The sequence below is a fragment of the Novosphingobium sp. BL-S-34 genome, assembly GCF_056857015.1.
The window spans coordinates 1,089,391-1,107,440 of the sequence record NZ_CM166473.1 but is presented as its reverse complement, the minus strand read 5'-3'; the positions used below and the strand labels follow the sequence as shown (position 1 = coordinate 1,107,440).

Below are 18,050 nucleotides of genomic sequence, written 5' to 3'. Positions count from 1 at the left end.
GCGCGATCAGGAGATTGGGCATGACCGATAGGAAAAAGGAAGTGAAAGGCGCCGCCAAAGTGATGAAGGGGTACGCCAAGCGCCTTGCGGGCGAGCTTGCCGGCCGCCCTGACCTGGTGGTGGAAGGAGAGAAGGAACAGACCTCGGCCCTTCACGAGATCCGCCGTGCTCGCGACGCGGGCAGCGAAAGCGAGCTATAAGTGCGGCACGCTCGATCCACATGAAGAGACAGGCCGGCAACGGGCGCTAGGCGCCGCACGCTGCCGACCTGTCCGAAACCGCGAGACCGCGGCTTCACCCCACCGGGGTGCGCTCATAGCGCCGCTTTGGCAGGGCGCATTAACCGAGGTTACTTTTCAGGATTTACGCTCGGTCCTCATTTGATACCTACCGATGTCTGATACTTATTGGCGAAGGCTGTCGGGCACGATGCCGCCATTCTTGGCAAGGCTGTCCATCACGGCGCGATGGAGGGCGATATTCTGTTCTGCCGAACCGTCTGCAGCGGCATGGACGCCCAGTTCGTCTGCGAGTTCCTTCCGCGCGGAGAGGCTGGAATCGAGATCCAGCAGTTTCAGCAGGTCGACGATGGAGGTCTGGTAATTGCCGCCATGGTCCGCCTTCATCGATGCCATTTCCTCAAGCACCGCGCCGACGTCCACGGGTTCCGCCGCTTCGGGCGCGGCTGCGGCCTGCGTGGGGGCGGGTGCCGCAGGGGCGTTTTGCGTAGGCGCGGGGGCGGCTTTCGCCTTGTTGCGATGGAAGACCTTGTCGAAGATATTTCCTAGCATTCCCATAGTCTTGCTCCTGCCTTGCCGGGACGCTCCGCGATCCTTGCGACCGAGAGCAGTCTGTCCGGGAACGCGCGGCGGACTGGTTGGTTCACGATGGAGCATAGTGAGGAAGAGGAAATCACCATGAAGCACCGGGTACTATACGCCGTCTCGTTCGCAGCACTGGCTCTCACGGCCTGCAAGAAGGAGGCTCCCGCCACGAATGACGTGGCCACGGCACCGGCAACGGAAGTGGTTCCCGGCGCCATTCCGGGGGCGGACATGCCGATGGGCACGGCCACGCAGACCCCTGCGCAGGCCTTCGCCAATGCCGCCGCCAGCAGCGACGCCTTCGAGATCGAGACGTCCAAGCTGGCCATGGCCAAGGGCCAGTCGGCCGCAGTGAAGCGTTTCGCCGAAAAGATGATCGACGCGCACACCCAGTCCACCGCCAAGCTGAAGGGCGTGGCTGACAAGCTGTCGCCCGCGATCACGCCGGACGCCGGCCTCAGCGACGCGCAGGATCAGAAGCTCGATGCGCTGAAGAATCTCACCGGGGCCGATTTCGACAAGGCCTATGCCTCGGCGCAAGTCGATGCGCATCAGATGACCCTCGACAAGCTGAAGGACTACGCGGCGAACGGCGATTCCGCGCCTCTCAAGGCTTTCGCGAAGGAACTGGTGCCTACGGTGACGGCGCACCTGAACATGGCCAAGGCGCTCTAGTTCGCGAGCGGACAAAAGGTTTTAACCGAGAGTTTCGGGCCGTTTCCAAGCGGAAACGGCCCGAAACCACGATTGCCATCGGTGGTGCGACGGGGCGTTTCCGTTCTGTCGTGATACCGCAATGCTTCGGGCTTATCCGAAGCGGATGATATTTGTCTGCTGCGCGCGCCGCACTTCTGCTAGAGTCTTCCTGTGAGCACCGCGATTCCCCACGACTTCCGCATTGGTGTCGATGCAAACGACATCGACTTCATGGGCCATGTGAACAACGCCAGCTACCTCAAGTGGGTGCAGGACGCTGTCCTTGACCATTGGCGCGCCTTTGCGCCTACCGAAGTGGTGGGCCAACATCTGTGGGTCGCGCTCAAGCACGAGATCACTTACCGCAAACCCACTTTCCTGGGGGACGACGTGATTGCCACGGTGCTCCTGGAAAAGGTCCAGGGTGCGCGGGCGTTCTACGAAACGATCATCAAGCGCGGTGAGGAAGTGCTGGCCGAAGTGAAGTCCAGCTGGTGCTGCCTCGATGCCGTCACACTCAAGCCTTCCCGTCTGGCACGCGACGTGATCGACCACTTCTTCGGCAGCGAGTCCTGACAGCCTGACCAGGTTTTTCCGGCGCTTCCGTGAAGGGCCGGTACTTGGGTCATCTGTCCACTCGTGGTATCAGCGCGCCATGTTTCCCGCCGCTATCTTGCTTCTGGCAGCGATGCCTCCGGCTTCTTCGTTCATAAAGGCGCACTCCGACCGGCCCATCGGTGAGGTTGCCGCCTGCGTGGAAACCGAGTTCGATGATGTCGGCGTCAGTGAAAATCTGTCGGTGGAAACCGGCAGGAAGGTGAATTTTCGCGTCGCCAAGGAAACCGATACGCCGACGAGCCCCTTGATGTCCTTCGAGGCGCGGCACGACGGCACGCTGGTTCTCTATGGTTTCGGGGACTGGAAGGACGCGGTGGAACCGATGTGGAAGAACCTGGCTCGGGAATGTTTTCCAGAGGTCCAGGGCACGGCGCCGAAACCAAAGCCCTGAAAACGGCCCGACCGATCTGCCTGGTTCATTCCACGGATCGCAGGGCCCCGAGTACCAAGGTGCGGTAGGTTCGCGAACGCAGGCCTGACGGGGCTTGCAGATCGAGGCGTTCGAGCGCTTCCTCCTCCTCCCGCGTCGGCGCGGTGCGAGCAAGTCCGCGCGCTGCGATGGCTGCCAGCGCGCCGGGGCGACCGCCGGTTTCGGACAGATGCTGCAGCGCGGGCACGAGCCGCTGCTCGACCGGCGTGAAATCGGTGCCGAAGGGATAGGCGGGAAAGTCGTCCCTTGGCAGGGCGTCGGCGATGCGCTGCGGAAGGTTGGACCGCCATTCCTGCGGGATGCGCCAATCCGCTCCGATTTTTCCGGCGCTTTGCGCTGCCTCCAGAAGTTCGTCCTGAAACCGGCTGTCGGCCACGGCGATCAGGCGCTGGATCACCCGCTCGTCGCTCATGCCGCGAAGGTCGGCCACGCCGTATTCGGTGACCACCACGTCGCGCAAGTGGCGGGGAATCGTCTCATGGCCGTAGCTCCAGACGATGTTGGATTGCAGCGACCCGTCGTGCAGCCGGGTGGCGGGCAGGGTGATGATCGAGCGCGCGCCGTCCAGTTCCATGGCCTGCGCGACGAAGTTGTATTGCCCGCCCACGCCGCTGACGACGCGGCCGTCCTCCAGCCCGTCGGAAACCGTAGCGCCGAGCAGCGTCACCATCATCGCGCTGTTGACGAAGCGGGCGTCGACTCGGGCGGCCCGCTTGGCCGCTTCGTCGCCGTAAAGCGCGTTGACCCAGGAGATTTCGCGCATATGGATGAGGCCGCGCGTGGCTTCGTCCATGTCGCGCAGCGCTGCATAGAAAGCGCGGGGACCGACGAAGAAACCGCCGTGCAGCACGGCGCCGTCGACTTCGCGCTTGACGATATCGGCCCGGATCAGTTCGACGAAGCCGTCGACCAACATCTCGGTGGGCGCATAGAGGCCGTGCTCGAAGGCACCCATCTCCACGGGCGGGCGCACTTGCCCGGCCACGAGCAAGGTATCGATGGCGCTGCGGAAACGGTCTGGCTGGTGCTGGCGCAGGATCAGCGAATGGGCCACGGCATCGCCGATCTCGCCGATGCCGATCTGCAGCGAGCCGCCATCCGCCACCAGCGAGGCGACATGGACCCCGATCGCGTGCTGCGCCGGGCTGACCGGCTGCTTGGGCGGCCCGAACAGGGGAAACCGCGTATCCGCACTGTCGAGGATCATGGCGAAAGCATCGGCGGGAAGGTCTGCCGGGCCGGGCATGAACGGCAGCTCGTCGTTGACCTGACCGACCAGCAGGAAGTCGGCCTTGCCCGCATCCCGATGGCGGAGCAGGTCCAGCGTCATGTCGCTGTTGCAGCTGAGGCTGAAGCGGTCCTCCCGGCGGGCGACGATCTGCGCGATCACGTTCACGCCCTGATCGAGCAGGCAGCGCACGGCATGGGTGTAGTTGGCCGAAATGTAGCTGCGCTGGGCCACGGCGTTGGTGAGCCGGCTGCCCGCCTGGAAGAAGAATTCGTTCACCTCGATGTTGGGCGGCAGGTCGCCCGCCCGCTGGGTGGCGGCATACGCAAATTCGGGATAGCCACCCATCGTGCGTGCGAACACCGGCTCAAGAAAGCGGCGTTCGAGGTCCGACCCCAGCGCGGGCGGTTCCAGCGTCAGCGCGGTGAAGATCACGAGCCGTATCGATGGATCGCCCCGGGCACGATCGAACAGGGCATTGGCGACATGGGGAGACTTGCCCAGCCCCAACGGCAGGCCCAGCACGATCCGCCCGCCGGTATGGGCAATGATGCGATCCGCGATCTCTTCCGGATCGGTGAGATATGCGGTCACTTCAGCGCGTCCCACCCCGCGTCCGGTTCGAAGCGCGGCCCATGCTTGGCGGCAAGTTCGGTGAGCGCCGCGACCACGTCACTCACGCCGCGTTCTTTGGCATAGTGCAGCGGGCCGCCGCGGAACGGCGCGAAGCCGGTGCCGAAGATCATCGCCGCGTCGATCACGTCGGGATCGTCGTTCACGCCCTCGCGCAGCACGGCGACGGCGGTGTTGAGCATCGGCAGGATCAGGCGGTCCGCCAGATCGGTTTCGGGCGCTGCGGCGCTTCCGTGCCGTGCACCGTGGCCCTTCACCGCCTTGCCGTCTCGCCAGACGTAGATGCCCTTGCCGGTCTTCTTGCCGAGGTCGCCGGCTTCCACCTTTTCCTTCAGCCATGGCGGGGCATCGGGCATCGGCCAGTCGAGTTCGCGCTTCAGCATCTCGGCAACGGCCAGCCCGATGTCGAGCCCCACCTGATCGGCCAGTTCCAGCGGACCCACCGGCATGCCGAAATCCGTCGCCGCCTTGTCGATGACTTCGGGGGCGAGCCCCTCGTCCATCAGGGTCAGCGCTTCGACCAGGTAGGGCGTCAGCACCCGGTTGACGATGAAGCCCGGCGCGCTCTTCGCGGGCGCGGGCAGCTTGCCGATGCGACCAACGAAAGCGCGGGCCTGTGCCGCGACATCCGCATCGGTGCCGTCATGAGTCACCACTTCCACCAGATCCAGCCGCGAGACCGGATTGAAGAAGTGAATGCCGACCAGCCGTTCGGGGCGCTGGAGCCCTTCGCGCAGTTCGGCCAGCGGGATCGAGGAGGTGTTGGTGGCCAGAATGGCGCCGTCCTTCATGCGCGGCTCGGCATCGGCGTAGAGCTTGCGCTTGAGATCTGCCTTCTCCGGCGCGGCCTCGATGACCAGATCGGCGCTCGTCACGCCGTGGCCTTCGGGATCGGGGATCAGCCGGTCCAGCGCGTCGCGGATCTTGAGCCGGTCGCCATGTGCGATCTTCTCGTAGAGCGCGGCCGCGCGGCCGATGGCCTTGCCGATCGGCTCGGGCTTCACGTCGGACAGGCTGGTGCGCAGGCCCTTCCACGCGCACCACGCGGCAATGTCCCCGCCCATTGCGCCCGCGCCGATGACGTGCACTTGCGCTATGCCGGAAGTCTTGCCGGCCAGTTCCTTCAGCCTCTGCCTCAGGAAGAACACGCGGATCAGGTTCTGCGCCGTATCGGTCAGCATCAGCTTGGCGAAGGAGCCGATTTCCGCCTGCTTCATGGCATTCAGGTCGCCGCCATGCTCCTCCCAGAGATCGATCAGCGCATAGGGCGCGGGATAATGCGCAGACGGCGCGCGGCCCTCGGCCTGCGCGCGCATCTGCCGGGCGGCGATGCGGCGTGCCGGGGCGCTGTCCTTCAGCCGTTCTACCAGACCCTGTCGCGCCTGCTCCAGATCGCCGCCGACAGCGGCTGCGATGGCGGCGGCGACATGGCGCTCGGGCACCACGGCATCGACCAGCCCCATGCGCCTGGCCTGCCGGTCATGGATCGACTTGCCGGTGAGCATGGCGCTCATCGCCTCGATCGGATCGCACAAGTGCGTGAAGCGCGCGGTGCCGCCAAGGCCGGGGTGGAGGCCGATCTGCACTTCGGGAAAGCCGAAGCGCGTGCCCTCCACGGCAATGCGCTGCGTGCAGGCGAGGGCCAGTTCCAGCCCGCCGCCCATGGCGTAGCCGTGCATGACAGCGATTGTCGGTATCGTCAGCGCGGCCAGCCGGTCGACCACCTCGTGCGCCGCCGCGATCCTCGCACGGATTGCGCCTTCGTCAGTGACGCCGCGAAATTCCGCGATGTCCGCGCCTGCAAGGAAGCCGTCCCGCTTGGCCGACCGGATGACGAGCGCCTTGGGCGCACGCTGCTCGACAAGGTCGAGGATGCGGGAGAATTCCTCCAGGACCGCTTGCGACAGGGTGTTGGTGCCCGTGCCCTGCTGGTCGATCACGGCCCAGGCCACGCCATCGGCATCGCGCGCAAAGCTCCAGTGCGTGAAGCCTTCGGTGCTTTCCGGGTGGTCGTGGGGAACGGGGCCGAGCGTCAGGTCGCGGTCGGCCAGATAAGTCCATACGGGATCGTTCATCGCGGCCTCCTTCATGCGCGTTCGATCAGCATGGCGCCGCCCTGGCCCCCGCCGATGCATTCGGTGGCGATACCCCGGCCGCTGCCCAGCCGCTCCATCGCCTGCACCAGATGGAGCGCGATGCGCGCGCCGCTGGCACCGACCGGATGGCCGAGCGAGATCGCCCCGCCGTCGACATTGATGCGCCCGGGATCGATAGTGCCCGCCGCGCCGTCCAGACCGAGCACCTCACGGCAGAAGCCCTCGTCCTGCCAGGCGGCCAGGCAGGCCAGCACTTGCGCAGCGAAAGCCTCGTTCAGTTCCCAGAGGTCGATGCTGTCCAGCGAGAGTTCGTTGCGTTTCAGCAGTGCGGTAGAGGCTAGCACCGGACCGAGGCCCATGATCGAGGGATCGAGCGCCGACCACTGGCTGTCGACGATACGCGCGCGGGGCTTGAGGCCATGGCGCTCCACCGCCGCTTCCGAGGCGAGAATGGTCCAGCAGGCGCCGTCAGTGATCTGCGAGCTGTTGCCGGCCGTGACTTTGCCGTAGGGCCGCTCGAACACGGGCTTGAGCTTGGCCAGCTTGGCAGGCTCGCTGTCCGGCCGGACGCCGTCGTCGTGGTCGTGGACGGTGCCGTCGCGGGCGAAGGCGGGTTCGAGTTCGCCTTTCAGCCAACCTTCCGCCTGCGCCTTCGCCAGCCGCTTGTGGCTCTCTACCGCATAACGATCCGCCGCCTCGCGCGAGATCGAGAAGAGGTGGGCGAGCACTTCGGCGGTCTGCCCCATGCCGAGATCGGTGATCGGGTCGGTCAGCCCGCGTTCGAGGCCGACGATGGGCTTGAGGAAATCGGGCCGGAAGTGGCTTGCGGCCTTGAGCGCGCCGAGCGGGCCGGCCTTGTTGCCCTGCATTTCCGCCAGCCATTCCACCGCGTCCTGCCGCAGCACCAGCGGGGCATGGCTCAAGGCTTCGGCTCCGCCTGCCAGGATCAGGTCGCTGCCGCCGTCGGCGATGTAGCGATAGGCCGTGTCCATCGCCTGCATGCCGGAGCCGCAGTTGATCTGCACGGTGAAGGCAGTGGTCTGCGGGCCGCAGCCAAGGCGCAGGGCGGCGACGCGGGCCGGGTTGGCCTCGTCCGCGATGACGTTCACGCAGCCCAGGATCACCTGATCGAAGGCCGTCGGCGTGAACGGCTGGCGCAGCAGCAGCGGCCGCCCGCATTGCACGGCCAGATCGACCGGCGTGAAGGGACCGGGGCCGCCGCGCGCCTTCAGGAAAGGGGTGCGGGCACCGTCGACGATATAGACCGGGCGGCTCATTCGGCGGGCTCGGCAATGCGCGGGGTGGCCGTTTCGTGGCCGGACTGGTCGAGGTCTTCGGCCGCAAAGTCGTCCACCGCGATCACTTCCGCCACGGCCGCATCGGCGGCGCGCAAGCTCTCCAGTTCCCCATCGGTGATGAGGCCCTGTTCGTGCGCCTTGTCCAGATCGCGGATGCGTGCCTTGCGCAGGCGGTCGTGGACGGGCTGGGTCGCCACGGTTTGCTGGAAAGCGTCGGTCAGGCGGCCGACGGCCTCGTCCGCCCCCCCGATATAGACGTTCTCCACCAGCCGGTCGCGCGCGGCGCAGGGTTCCAGCAGGATGTCCGCGCACTGGCGGATCGTGCGGTCCGACGGGCCGTTGCGACGGCGGCCGAACGGCTGGATGAACAGGCGCAGCATCCAGCCGACCGGACGGGCCGGGAAGTTGGCGATGATCTCGGCAAAGCGCTGCTCGATAGTAGCGAAGCCGCTTTCCATGCACCAGGCCAGCAGCGGCAGGTCTTCGTCCTGCCGGCCTTCGTCTTCCCAGCGCTTGAGCGCGCCGGACAGCAGGTAGAGTTCGGAAAGCACGTCACCCAGGCGGCCCGAGAGCAGTTCGCGCCGCTTGAGTTCGCCGCCGAGCGTCAGGAACGAAATGTCCGAAGCGAAAGCGAAAGCGGCGGCATAGCGGCTCATCTGCCGGTAATAGCGCGTGGCCTTGCCTGCCCTGGGCGCGGGGGCGAACCTGCCGCCGCTCCAGCCGCGCACGAAGGCGCGGATCGCCGTCTTCAGCGCATGGCCGATGTGCTTCCACAGCACCTGGTCGAAATTCGCCAGCGCCCGGCCGCGATTGGCATCGCCCACGGCGCGGATTTCCTCCAGCAGGTAGGGGTGCGAGCGGATCGCGCCTTGTCCGAAGACCATCAGGCTGCGGGTGAGGATATTGGCGCCTTCCACCGTGATGCCCACCGGAATGGCGCGGTACTGGCTGCCGAGGTAGTTGCGCGGTCCTTCTATGATCGCCTTGCCGCCGTGCACATCCATGGCATCGTTGATGACGACGCGCATCCGCTCGGTGGCGTGGAGCTTGAGGATCGAGGAAATCACCGCCGGGTGGTTGCCCTGGTCCAGCCCGGCGCACGTAAGCCGCCGCGCGCCGTCCAGCAGATAGGCGTTGCCGGCGATGCGGGCGAGGCGCTCCTGAATGCCTTCGAACTTGCCGATCGGCAGATTGAATTGCGAGCGGACGCGGGCATAAGCGCCGGTGGTATGGGCCGCGAAAGCGCCTGCTGCCGCCGAGAGCGAAGGCAGCGAGATCCCGCGCCCGGCCGCCAGCGCGCTCATCAGCATCTTCCAGCCCTGGCCGACGCGCTCCGGCCCGCCGATCACGTTTTCCAGCGGGATGAACACGTCATGCCCTTCGTTGGGACCGTTCTGGAACGTTTGCATGGAGGGGATGTGGCGGCGGCCGATGGTCACGCCCGGCAGCTCCGTGGGCACGAGCGCGACTGTGATGCCGATATCGTCCTGATGGCCCAGCAGATGGTCGGGATCACGCAGCTTGAAAGCCAGGCCGAGAATGGTCGCCACCGGCCCCAGCGTGATGTAGCGCTTGTGCCAGTTGAGGCGGATGCCCAGCACGTCCTCGCCGTTCCATTGGCCCCGGCAGATCACGCCCTCATCGGTCATCGCGGCGGCGTCGGACCCGGCCTCGGGGCTGGTAAGCCCGAAGGCCGGCACTTCGCGCCCTTCGGCCAGGCGGGGCAGCCAGTGCTCCTGCTGCTCTTTCGTGCCGAAGCGCAGGATCAGTTCGCCCGGCCCAAGCGAATTGGGCACCATGGCCGTCACTGCAGTGGAGACCGAGCGCGTGGCGATCTTGCGCACGATTTCGCTATGCGCGAAGTTGGAAAAACCAAGGCCGCCGTGTTCCTTGGGGATGATGATGCCGAAGAACTTCTCGCGCTTCAGGAAGTCCCAGGCTTCGGGCGGCAGGTCGCGGGTTTCCCAGGTCATGCGCCAGTCGTCGATCATGGCGCAGAGCCTGTCGACCGGGCCGTCCATGAAGGCGCGTTCTTCTTCGGTCAGCGTGGCTGGCGGGATCGCCAGCAATTGCTCCCAGTCCGGATTGCCGGTGAACAGCGCGGCGTCCCACCAGGTATTGCCTGCGTCGATCGCCTCGTTCTCCGTGGCGGACAGTGCGGGCAGCGCGGACTGAACGAGCGAAAGAACCGGACGGGTGAGGATTTCGCGGCGGGCGGTGGTCATGATATGGGTCGCGGGCGACATCGGGCAGGCTCCTTCTCCTGCCCGGCACAACGCCTCTGCACGGCGAATTGCTCCCGGGTCCGTCTCAAGTCAGCCTCGCGCAGACCCGGCTTCAGGACTTGCGCCGCAGTTCCTCGGGCTTATGCGCCGCTTTCTTGCCCGACTTGTCGCTCTTGACGATATATTGCGGGTCGTCCGGCGTGGCGGCGACCTTGTGGCGCTTGATATGCGTTTCGGTGGTCTGCTTCTTCTGGACAGTGCCGTGTGTCGCGCCCTGGCTGGTGTCCCACTCCACCTTGTCGCCTTTCTTGAATTCCTTCGTCATGGCGCTGTCGCTCCTGCTCGCGGATATTCCCCGCCAACGCCCGCCGCCGGGTCGGCGTTCCTGTTCGTCCGCTCCTTTCGCGCCTGTGCTTGGGTGCTGGGAGCTTGATGGCGGCCATGGTTTGCGCATATGCCGGGAGGATCACGAGTGGCCCATCCGCTGCCGGGTCATCTGAGAGGTCTTCCATGCCCCTAGTCAAGAAATCCGCGCTGGCCGCCCGCAAGACGGCCCCCACGGGCTCCGGCACCGATCCGGTCACCCAGCAGCCGGTGCCGCGCACGACCGCGGCATCGGCCCGTGGAGGGCGGCGCGCGGTCACCGTGCTGGAACGGCTGGACGAGGCGACGCAGGAACTCGCCAGCGGGCTTACCGAGGCGGCAAGCGCTGCGGGAGAACTCCAGCGGGCCGCCGATCACATTTCCGTCTCGGCCGAAGAAGCGGCAGGTGCGGCCCAGGAATCGCTCGGGCTGATCGCCAGCCTGCGGGGCAATTTCCGCGAATCCAGCGAGCGCGCGGGTGCTGCGCAGCGGCACATCGAACTGGTGCAGTCGGGCTTTGCCGAAGCGGCGACGCAGATCGACGCTTCGGTTGCCGCGATCGTCCTGAATGGCGAACGGCAGCTGGGATCGGTCCAGCTTGTCGAGAAGCTGGAGGCCACGGCCGCGTCGATCATCGCGATCGGCGGCACGGTGGCGGACCTTTCGGAGCAGACCGGGATGCTGGCGCTCAACGCGGCTATCGAGGCGGCGCGCGCCGACGAGGCGGGAAGGGGCTTCGCGATCATCGCCGACGAAGTGCGGGAACTGGCCGACGATTCGGAGCGGAACGCCGCGGAAATCCGCAGTCTGGGTGACAGCATCGTCTCCGAAATCCGCCAGGTGGCCGAGCGCATCCGCCGTGCCGCCACGGTTGCCATCGGTCAGGCCAATGGCGGGCGGGCGCTGGTGAACGATCTTCAAGAGGCGCGCGGGCGGCTGTCCTCGCTCGGGAAGGGCGCGCAGGATATCGCGCTGGCCGCCATGGAGGCCGACGGTGCCGCCACCGAGGCGGAGAAGGGCGCGGAGCAGATCGCCGCCGCGGCCGAGGAGCAATCGGCGGCAGCAGCAGAAGCGCGGCAGGCCGTGGAGCAGCAGGCGGCCTCGCTGGAGCAGAGCCAGCAGACCGCCGAGACGCTGGCAGTGCTGGCAGACCGGCTTTCGGGCGAAGTCGGCGGAGAGAGCGCCGGGCAGGGCCAGGAAAGCGGCGCGGCCGAGCAGATCGCGGCGGCCGCCGAAGAGCTTTCGGCCACCGTGCAGGAACTGTCCGGCGCGGCGGGCGAGATCCTCGTGGCCATCGAGCAGATTTCGCGCGGCGCACAGATCCAGGGCGCGGCTACCTTGCAGGCCAGCGCGGCGATGGTGCAGATCGAAAAGGCGGCCATATCCGCGCAGGAACGCGCGGAAGAGGCCAGCACGGGCATCGCCGCAGTGATCGCCACGACCGAGCAGGGCAGCACCCAGGTGATGGCCCTGGTGTCCGGCGTCACCGAAAGTGTCGAGGAAACCCGCGCGGTGCTGTCGTCGCTCGGCACGATCGGCGACACCGGCCGCCGGATCGAGAAGATCGGCGACGGGCTGGCCCTGGTCGCGCTCCAGACCAACATGCTCGCGGTCAACGGCGCGGTGGAAGCGACCCGAGCGGGCAGTGCCGGCGCCGGTTTCTCGACCGTGACCGGCGATATTCGCAAGCTTGCGCGAGAGGCGGCAGCCAATGCGCAAGACGTCAAGGACGCGGTGCGCGCCATCCAGGACCACTTGACCCTCGTACGCAGCGATCTCGACCAGATCGTGGGCGCCGCTGAGACCGAAGGCGGGCGGAACCGCGCGATGATCGAGCGTTTCTCCGTCATGGCCGAAAACCTTTCCGAGACCGGGCGCGGAAATGCCGCCATTCTCGGCGGAGCGCAGGCGATCCTGCACGCCGTGCGCGAGATCCGCAGCGGCAGCGACCAGATCGCCTCGGCCGCCGAACTCGCCGCAGGCGCAGCCCGGCAGGCCAGCGCTGCCGCCCGCCAGCAGGCGCAAGGCGCGGAGGAACTGGCGGCGGCGATCGAGGACATCGCGGCGCTGGCCGTTTCGCTCGACCGCGGCGCCTGATCGGTCCGTGTCCGCGCGGGCGGCGGCCGAAAGCGAAGATACGGTTCTCAATTTCGTGGCGGGCGGTCGGCGAATGGCCCTGCCTGCCCGCCTGGTTCGCGAAATCTCGGCTCTGCCGCGACTGACCCCGGTGCCGTTCGGTGCCGCCAGGTTGCTGGGCCTTGGCAACTTTCGGGGGCACATCCTGCCCGTTCTCGCGCTCGGGGATGCCAGGAATGGGGCCGGCGAAGGGGCGCCCGCGCGGGCCTTGCTGCTGGACGGCGCCCGGCCGGTGGCGCTGGCGGTGGATGCCGTGCTCGGCCTGAGCGCTGGAGGGGATGGCGAGAACCTGGACCTCGATGCGCTGCTCGTGGCCAGTTTCCCGGCTCCGGAGCGACGCGCTGCGCGCCATGCACCGCTGCATGCGGAGCGCGGCGAAGCGGTTCGGGACGAGCGCCTGGCACTTCTGGTCATGGATCTGGCCGGCCAGCGCTTCGCCTTGCCCGCCGATCAGGTGCAGGAAGTGCTGACGAAGCCCGCCGATCTTGCCGTCGTTCCCGGAGCGGCGGCAACGGCGCTGGGGGCCATCGAACATCGCGGCAGCCTTTTGCCACTGTTCTCGCTGGCCCGCCTGCTGGGTTTCGAGGCCGAAGTCCCTGCCGCGCGCGAGCAGGTCGTGGTCGTGCGCGTCGGCGCGGGCCGGGTGGGGCTGGTGACGGAACGGGTGCGCAATGTCGTTCATGTCGAGCATGGGCGCCTGGAGCCGGTGCCGGGCGTGCTGCTGCGCGGAGATGCGGAGACCTCGATCCAGGCGATCTGCCGTCCCGGTTCGGGCGAGCGCCTGATTTCCGTGCTCGATGCCGAACACTTGCTCGATGCCGAGGCGGTGGCCGGGATGGAGGCGCTTCCCGACTTGCCGGATGTGATCCCGGCGGCTGTGGAGGCGGAGAGCGCCTACCTTGCCTTGCGAGCGGGTGGAAACCGGCTGGCGATGCCGCTCGGCTCCGTGGAAGGGGTGGCGCGGGTGCCGGTTCTCTCGGCCATTCCCGATGCGCCGGGCTGGCTATCAGGCATGGTCAATGTGCGCGGGTCTGCAGTGCCGGTGATCGACGTTTCCATGCGGCTCGGCGGCGGATCGGTGGCGGAACGGGAGGGCAGGCGCCTCGTGCTCGCGCGGCAGGGCGGGGATGTCGTCGGCCTGCTGGTCGAACGCGTGGACGGCCTCATCAGGCTGACGAACGCGGCCATCGAGCATCCGGAGGCCGGCGGCGAGGCGGACGCGATCTTCGAGGGTTATGTGCGCCTGGCCGATGGTGCCGGCGCGGGAGAGCGCATCGCCCTGCTGGTCTCGCCCCTGACCCTGATCGACGCGGCCGGGCGCGATCTGCTGGAGGCGGTGCGTTGACCGCGATCCGGCTGCTGATCGTCGACGATTCCGCGCTGATGCGCAAACTGCTGGTCCAGCTTTTCCGCGAGGACGGCGGGTTCGAGATCGCAGTCGCGCGCGATGGCGCCGAGGCGCTGGCCATGCTCTCCACTTTCGCGCCCGATGTGGTGACGATGGACGTGCACATGCCGCAGATGGATGGGCTCGCCTGTCTCGACCGGATCATGGTGGAGCGGCCCTGTCCGGTCGTCATGGTCTCGGCACTGACGCAGGAGGGCGCCGACGAGACGCTGGAGGCGCTGTCGCTGGGCGCGGTCGATTTCGTGGCCAAACCCGAGGGGCCGATCTCGCTGGAGATCGACCGGATCGCCGACCCGCTCGTGGAAAAAGTGCGCGCGGCGGCGTCTGCGCGCCTGCCGCGCTTCGTGCGTCTGGCCGACCGCCTGCGGGCAAGGGCTCATGCGCGCGCTTCTGCGATGAGGGCCGGGCATGCCGCTGAGACGCAGCTTGTCGGGAGGGAACCGGCCCAGCTGCCGGGCGCCGAGCCGCTGGACGGCATTTCCGCGGTGATCGTCGGTTCCTCGACAGGCGGCCCGCCCGCGCTCGATGCCTTGCTGCAGCCGCTGCCGGCGGATTTTCCCTGGCCCATCGTCATCGCGCAGCACATGCCGGCCAGCTTCACCGGGCCGCTCGCCCGCCGGCTCGACCGGCAATGCGCGCTGACCGTCAGCGAAGTGACCGGCGCCGTGCCGCTGCTGCCGGGGCATGTCTATATCGGCCGCGGCGATGCCGACGTGATCCTGTCACGCCGCCGGGGAGAGGCCTTCGTGCTGGCCGCGCCCGCCCGCGCCGACCTGCCCTGGCACCCGAGCACGGACCGGCTCGTCGAGTCCGCATGCGATGTGCTGGGCGCCGAGGCCCTGGTGGGGGTACTGCTCACCGGCATGGGCAACGACGGGGCGCAGGCCATGGCGCGCATGCGGCGCGAGGGTGGCCGTGCGATCGCGCAGGACGCCGACAGCGCCGTCGTCTGGGGCATGCCGGGGGCGCTGGTCGCGCTGGACGGCGCCGACCTGATATTGCCGATGGACCGCATCGCCGGCCAGTTGCTCGACTGGGCCGGCGCATGACGGAAACCGGAACGGGCCTTTCGCCGGGTTCGGGCGTCGAGAATGCCGATATCGCGCGCATCAGCGACTTGCTGCGCGGCTGGACCGGCATGACTTTCGGCCCGAAAAAGACCTATTATATCGAGCGCCGACTGGTGGATCGGATCCGGCGCACCGGATCGCCCGATGTGCGCGCCTATTTCACCCGCCTCCTGACCGACGCGGAGGAACGGCAGCAACTGATCAATGCCGTCACCATCAACGAGACCTATTTCTTCCGCGAGGAACACCAGTTCGCGGCGCTCGCCAATACGATCCTGCCGGAACTGGCGCGCACGCGCATTCCCGGCGACCGCATCCGTATCTGGTCGATGCCCTGCGCAACGGGCGAGGAAGCCTACTCCATCGCGATCTGGCTGCTCGAATTCTGGCCGCTGGTGGATGCCTATAACATCGAGATCGTCGGCTCCGACATCGACACCGCCGCGCTCGCCGCCGCGCGCGAGGGCGACTATGGCGAGCGCGCCGTGGCCCGCATGCCCGAAGAACTGCGAGCGGCCTATTTCGAGCGGGACGAGCGGCACTACCGCCTGATCGCGGACTTGCGCGAATCCGTGCATTTTGCCTACGCCAATCTGATCGACGCCAGTTCCATGGCCGCACAGGGCCAGTTCGACGTGATCCTCTGCCGCAATCTCCTGATCTATTTCGACGAGGCAGGCAGGCAGGTGGCGGCGGACAACTTGCATGGCGCGCTGCGCCGGGGCGGCTATCTTTGCCTGGGTCACAGCGAATCGATGACCCGGATCGACGATCGCTTCAATCTCGTTCGCCTTGACGACGCGATCGTCTATCGTCGCTCATGATGGACGAATTGCTCGAACAGTTCCTGATCGAGGGACGGGATCTCGTGGCGCAGGCGCAAGGCGATCTGGTGGCCCTGGCGCGCCAGCCCGAACGCCGCGACGTGCTCGACAGCCTGTTCCGCGCGGTCCACACCCTGAAGGGCTCGGTGGCCCTGTTCGAAATGGCGCCCGCCGAGCGCCTGCTGCACCGTGCCGAGACGCGCCTGGATCAGGCCCGGCGCGGCGATGCGGTGCTGACGGCGGAAGACTTCGACGGCTTCGTGGCAACGGTGGACCAGGTCGACCGCTGGATCGACGATGTGGAACGCGACGGCCGGCTGCCGGCGGATGCCGAGACGCGCAGCCTTGCGCTTGCGGCCTCGCTGGATGAAGCGGAACACCCGGCGGCGGCGCCGGAAACGACCGGCGAACTGCCGGACTGGACCGCGCCGATTGTCCGCAGCGCTGCCGCGGCGGATGGAGCCGGTGCCATGTCCGCCTTCCGCTACAGGCCCGATCCGGATTGCTTCTTTCGCGGCGAAGACCCCCTGACCGTCGTGCGGGCGGTGCCGGGCCTGCTGGCGATGGAACTGCAACCGGCGCCGGACGCGCCGGACCTCGCGCAGTTCGAGCCGTTTCGCTGCGCGATGCATCTGCTGGGACTCTCCAGCGCCGAGCCGGACGATGTACGCGCGGCCTTTCGCATGGTGCCCGATCAGGTCGAGGTAGTGCGGCTGCGCCAGGGCGAGAGCGAACCCGGCGCGGCGGAAGCGGCCCCGGCCGACCCGGGCGAGGGCGGCGGCATGCTGCGCGTCTCGGCCTTGCGGCTCGACGTTCTCGCTGCCGAAGTGGGCCAACTCGCGGTGGCGCTCAATGCCCTGGAGGCGACGGCAGAGCGCGCGGCGGTGACGGACCGCGCGCTGGCTGCCGAGCTGCGCCGCGTTCAGGGCGAGCTGTCACGCGCGCTGGGGCGGCTTTCCTCGACGGTGGCCGAAGTGCGCCGGGTGCCGTTGCAGCCCGTCCTGCGCCGCCTGCCGCGTCTGGCGCGCGAACTGGCCGCCTCGCTCGGCAAGGACGTCCGGTTCGAACTGGCCGGCGAGGGGGCGGAAGTGGACAAGCAGGTGGCGGACGCCATCTTCGAGCCGCTGCTCCATCTCGTGCGTAACGCCATCGACCATGGCCTCGAAAGCGCCGAGCGACGCGCGGAGGCCGGCAAGCCTGCCACCGGGACCGTCCGCTTGAGCTTCCAGCGCAGCGGAGACCATCTCGCGGTCGCGCTTTCGGACGACGGCAAGGGCATCGATGCCGCGGTAATCCGGCAGGCGGCGGTGGCTCGCGGCCTCCTGGACGAGGCGGCCGCGGCAGCACTGACGGATCGCCAGGCCCTGCGACTGATTTTTGCGCCGGGCTTCTCCACCTCGCAAGTGGTTACCGACGTGTCGGGCCGGGGGGTGGGCATGGACGCCGTGCAGCGCGCGGTCGAGCGGATGCAGGGCTCGATCGAGGTGGAGAGCACGCTCGGCCAGGGCACCGATATAGCCATCCGCCTGCCCCTCACGGCAATCCTGACGCGCCTAATTACGGTGCGTGTCGCCGGCGAGCGCTATGGGCTGCGCATGGACCAGATCCACGAGACGCGGCGCATCGACCCTGCCGAGATCCAGGAGCTTGGACATGGCCGCGCCTGCGTGATCCGCGACCGCACGGTGCCGGTCTTGTCGCTGGCGGCGCTGCTGGGCCACGAGGACACGCCGGGGGGCGAAGCGGCGAGGCTGGTGGTGACCGGAGCGGCAGGCGAGCGGATCGCGCTGCGCGTAGACGCCGTGGGCGAGCGAATGGATGCCGCCGTGCGCGAGCGCTCCGGATTGCTCGCCGCGATGCCGGCCATCGGCGGCACTGCCGTCGATGCCGATGGCGGGGTGCTGCTCGTGCTTGATCTGCCGGAGCTGCTGTCATGAGCATCGTCATGGAAAGCGATATCGTGCGTCTGGTCGGGGCCTGCCCGGTCGAGGATGCGGAGCCGCTGCTTTTGGCGCTGCAGGACGATCCGCAGCGCGTCGTGGACGTCTCGGCCATGGAAGGCGCGCATTTCGCGGTGTTGCAATTGCTGGCGCTGTTCGCCCGGCGGATCGAGGGGGACTTTGCCGATCCCCTGCTTCAGCGCCTGTCCTTTGCCGCACCGCAACCGCCGGCTTTGTAATGAAAGTTATACCCGCCTTCAG

Annotated in this window: 16 protein-coding genes; 10 read left to right on the top strand and 6 right to left on the bottom strand. The window is 67.6% G+C overall.

Annotated features, from left to right (window positions below; translation table 11 throughout):
* The first annotated feature begins 20 nt into the window (after window positions 1-20).
* The gene (locus AC1VV3_RS18760; RefSeq protein ID WP_431567201.1) at window positions 21-200 is read left to right on the top strand and encodes a hypothetical protein; all 180 of its coding nucleotides are present in this window, start codon (window positions 21-23) and stop codon (window positions 198-200) included.
* 204 nt (window positions 201-404) lie between these two features.
* On the opposite strand, the gene AC1VV3_RS18755 is transcribed toward AC1VV3_RS18760, so the two are convergent.
* Window positions 405-797, bottom strand: a complete 393-nt coding sequence (locus AC1VV3_RS18755) for a DUF3597 family protein (protein ID WP_431567202.1) — start codon at window positions 795-797, stop codon at window positions 405-407.
* Between the two features lie 120 nt (window positions 798-917).
* On the opposite strand from AC1VV3_RS18755, the gene AC1VV3_RS18750 reads away from it, so the two are divergent.
* From AC1VV3_RS18750 to AC1VV3_RS18740, 3 genes are all read left to right on the top strand, one after another.
* Window positions 918-1,499 (top strand): DUF4142 domain-containing protein, encoded by a 582-nt coding sequence (locus AC1VV3_RS18750; protein WP_132265963.1) that lies wholly within the window; start codon window positions 918-920, stop codon window positions 1,497-1,499.
* 192 nt (window positions 1,500-1,691) lie between these two features.
* On the top strand, window positions 1,692-2,096 hold the full coding sequence (locus AC1VV3_RS18745) for an acyl-CoA thioesterase (RefSeq protein ID WP_132265961.1): 405 nt from the start codon (window positions 1,692-1,694) through the stop codon (window positions 2,094-2,096).
* A gap of 79 nt (window positions 2,097-2,175) precedes the next feature.
* The gene (locus tag AC1VV3_RS18740) at window positions 2,176-2,529 is read left to right on the top strand and encodes a hypothetical protein (protein ID WP_431567704.1); all 354 of its coding nucleotides are present in this window, start codon (window positions 2,176-2,178) and stop codon (window positions 2,527-2,529) included.
* Between the two features lie 25 nt (window positions 2,530-2,554).
* Here AC1VV3_RS18740 and AC1VV3_RS18735 read toward each other — a convergent pair whose 3' ends face one another.
* The 5 genes from AC1VV3_RS18735 to AC1VV3_RS18715 all read right to left on the bottom strand — a co-directional run bounded on the left by AC1VV3_RS18735 (window position 2,555) and on the right by AC1VV3_RS18715 (window position 10,373).
* Window positions 2,555-4,390 carry an acetyl-CoA hydrolase/transferase C-terminal domain-containing protein gene (locus AC1VV3_RS18735; protein WP_431567703.1) on the bottom strand — a complete coding sequence of 612 codons (1,836 nt, stop codon included), beginning with the start codon at window positions 4,388-4,390 and terminating at the stop codon, window positions 2,555-2,557.
* Window positions 4,387-6,504 carry a 3-hydroxyacyl-CoA dehydrogenase NAD-binding domain-containing protein gene (locus tag AC1VV3_RS18730; protein ID WP_482962104.1) on the bottom strand — a complete coding sequence of 706 codons (2,118 nt, stop codon included), beginning with the start codon at window positions 6,502-6,504 and terminating at the stop codon, window positions 4,387-4,389. Before AC1VV3_RS18730 ends, AC1VV3_RS18735 begins: the two co-directional genes overlap by 4 nt.
* An 11-nt stretch (window positions 6,505-6,515) precedes the next feature.
* Complete coding sequence (locus tag AC1VV3_RS18725; RefSeq protein ID WP_431567701.1) at window positions 6,516-7,802, bottom strand: acetyl-CoA C-acetyltransferase; 1,287 nt, start codon at window positions 7,800-7,802, stop codon at window positions 6,516-6,518.
* Window positions 7,799-10,069 (bottom strand): acyl-CoA dehydrogenase, encoded by a 2,271-nt coding sequence (locus AC1VV3_RS18720; RefSeq protein ID WP_465127067.1) that lies wholly within the window; start codon window positions 10,067-10,069, stop codon window positions 7,799-7,801. Before AC1VV3_RS18720 ends, AC1VV3_RS18725 begins: the two co-directional genes overlap by 4 nt.
* A 91-nt stretch (window positions 10,070-10,160) precedes the next feature.
* Window positions 10,161-10,373 carry a hypervirulence associated TUDOR domain-containing protein gene (locus tag AC1VV3_RS18715; protein ID WP_132265955.1) on the bottom strand — a complete coding sequence of 71 codons (213 nt, stop codon included), beginning with the start codon at window positions 10,371-10,373 and terminating at the stop codon, window positions 10,161-10,163.
* 185 nt (window positions 10,374-10,558) lie between these two features.
* On the opposite strand from AC1VV3_RS18715, the gene AC1VV3_RS18710 reads away from it, so the two are divergent.
* Genes AC1VV3_RS18710 through AC1VV3_RS18685 form a run of 6 tightly spaced genes read left to right on the top strand, consistent with a single transcriptional unit; the run spans window position 10,559 to window position 18,028 of the window.
* Window positions 10,559-12,508, top strand: coding sequence for a methyl-accepting chemotaxis protein (locus AC1VV3_RS18710; RefSeq protein WP_431567699.1), 1,950 nt, complete (start codon window positions 10,559-10,561; stop codon window positions 12,506-12,508).
* A gap of 7 nt (window positions 12,509-12,515) precedes the next feature.
* The gene (locus AC1VV3_RS18705) at window positions 12,516-13,892 is read left to right on the top strand and encodes a chemotaxis protein CheW (RefSeq protein WP_431567698.1); all 1,377 of its coding nucleotides are present in this window, start codon (window positions 12,516-12,518) and stop codon (window positions 13,890-13,892) included.
* The gene (gene cheB, locus AC1VV3_RS18700) at window positions 13,889-15,004 is read left to right on the top strand and encodes a chemotaxis-specific protein-glutamate methyltransferase CheB (protein ID WP_431567697.1); all 1,116 of its coding nucleotides are present in this window, start codon (window positions 13,889-13,891) and stop codon (window positions 15,002-15,004) included. Before AC1VV3_RS18705 ends, cheB begins: the two co-directional genes overlap by 4 nt.
* The gene (locus AC1VV3_RS18695; RefSeq protein WP_431567696.1) at window positions 15,001-15,849 is read left to right on the top strand and encodes a CheR family methyltransferase; all 849 of its coding nucleotides are present in this window, start codon (window positions 15,001-15,003) and stop codon (window positions 15,847-15,849) included. The genes cheB and AC1VV3_RS18695 overlap by 4 nt, the downstream gene beginning before the upstream one ends.
* Window positions 15,849-17,786, top strand: coding sequence for a chemotaxis protein CheA (locus AC1VV3_RS18690; protein WP_431567695.1), 1,938 nt, complete (start codon window positions 15,849-15,851; stop codon window positions 17,784-17,786). Before AC1VV3_RS18695 ends, AC1VV3_RS18690 begins: the two co-directional genes overlap by 1 nt.
* Complete coding sequence (locus tag AC1VV3_RS18685) at window positions 17,783-18,028, top strand: hypothetical protein (protein ID WP_431567694.1); 246 nt, start codon at window positions 17,783-17,785, stop codon at window positions 18,026-18,028. The genes AC1VV3_RS18690 and AC1VV3_RS18685 overlap by 4 nt, the downstream gene beginning before the upstream one ends.
* Window positions 18,029-18,050: the final 22 nt, after the last annotated feature.

Bases quoted from the DNA above. Each gene is read 5' to 3' on its own strand.
- AC1VV3_RS18760 (WP_431567201.1), top strand. From the start codon at position 21: ATGACCGATAGGAAAAAGGAAGTGAAAGGCGCCGCCAAAGTGATGAAG.
- AC1VV3_RS18755 (WP_431567202.1), bottom strand. From the start codon at position 797: ATGGGAATGCTAGGAAATATCTTCGACAAGGTCTTCCATCGCAACAAG.
- AC1VV3_RS18750 (WP_132265963.1), top strand. From the start codon at position 918: ATGAAGCACCGGGTACTATACGCCGTCTCGTTCGCAGCACTGGCTCTC.
- AC1VV3_RS18725 (WP_431567701.1), bottom strand. From the start codon at position 7,802: ATGAGCCGCCCGGTCTATATCGTCGACGGTGCCCGCACCCCTTTCCTG.
- AC1VV3_RS18730 (WP_482962104.1), bottom strand. From the start codon at position 6,504: ATGAACGATCCCGTATGGACTTATCTGGCCGACCGCGACCTGACGCTC.
- AC1VV3_RS18740 (WP_431567704.1), top strand. From the start codon at position 2,176: ATGTTTCCCGCCGCTATCTTGCTTCTGGCAGCGATGCCTCCGGCTTCT.
- AC1VV3_RS18695 (WP_431567696.1), top strand. From the start codon at position 15,001: ATGACGGAAACCGGAACGGGCCTTTCGCCGGGTTCGGGCGTCGAGAAT.
- AC1VV3_RS18690 (WP_431567695.1), top strand. From the start codon at position 15,849: ATGGACGAATTGCTCGAACAGTTCCTGATCGAGGGACGGGATCTCGTG.
- AC1VV3_RS18710 (WP_431567699.1), top strand. From the start codon at position 10,559: ATGCCCCTAGTCAAGAAATCCGCGCTGGCCGCCCGCAAGACGGCCCCC.
- AC1VV3_RS18720 (WP_465127067.1), bottom strand. From the start codon at position 10,069: ATGTCGCCCGCGACCCATATCATGACCACCGCCCGCCGCGAAATCCTC.
- AC1VV3_RS18715 (WP_132265955.1), bottom strand. From the start codon at position 10,373: ATGACGAAGGAATTCAAGAAAGGCGACAAGGTGGAGTGGGACACCAGC.
- AC1VV3_RS18685 (WP_431567694.1), top strand. From the start codon at position 17,783: ATGAGCATCGTCATGGAAAGCGATATCGTGCGTCTGGTCGGGGCCTGC.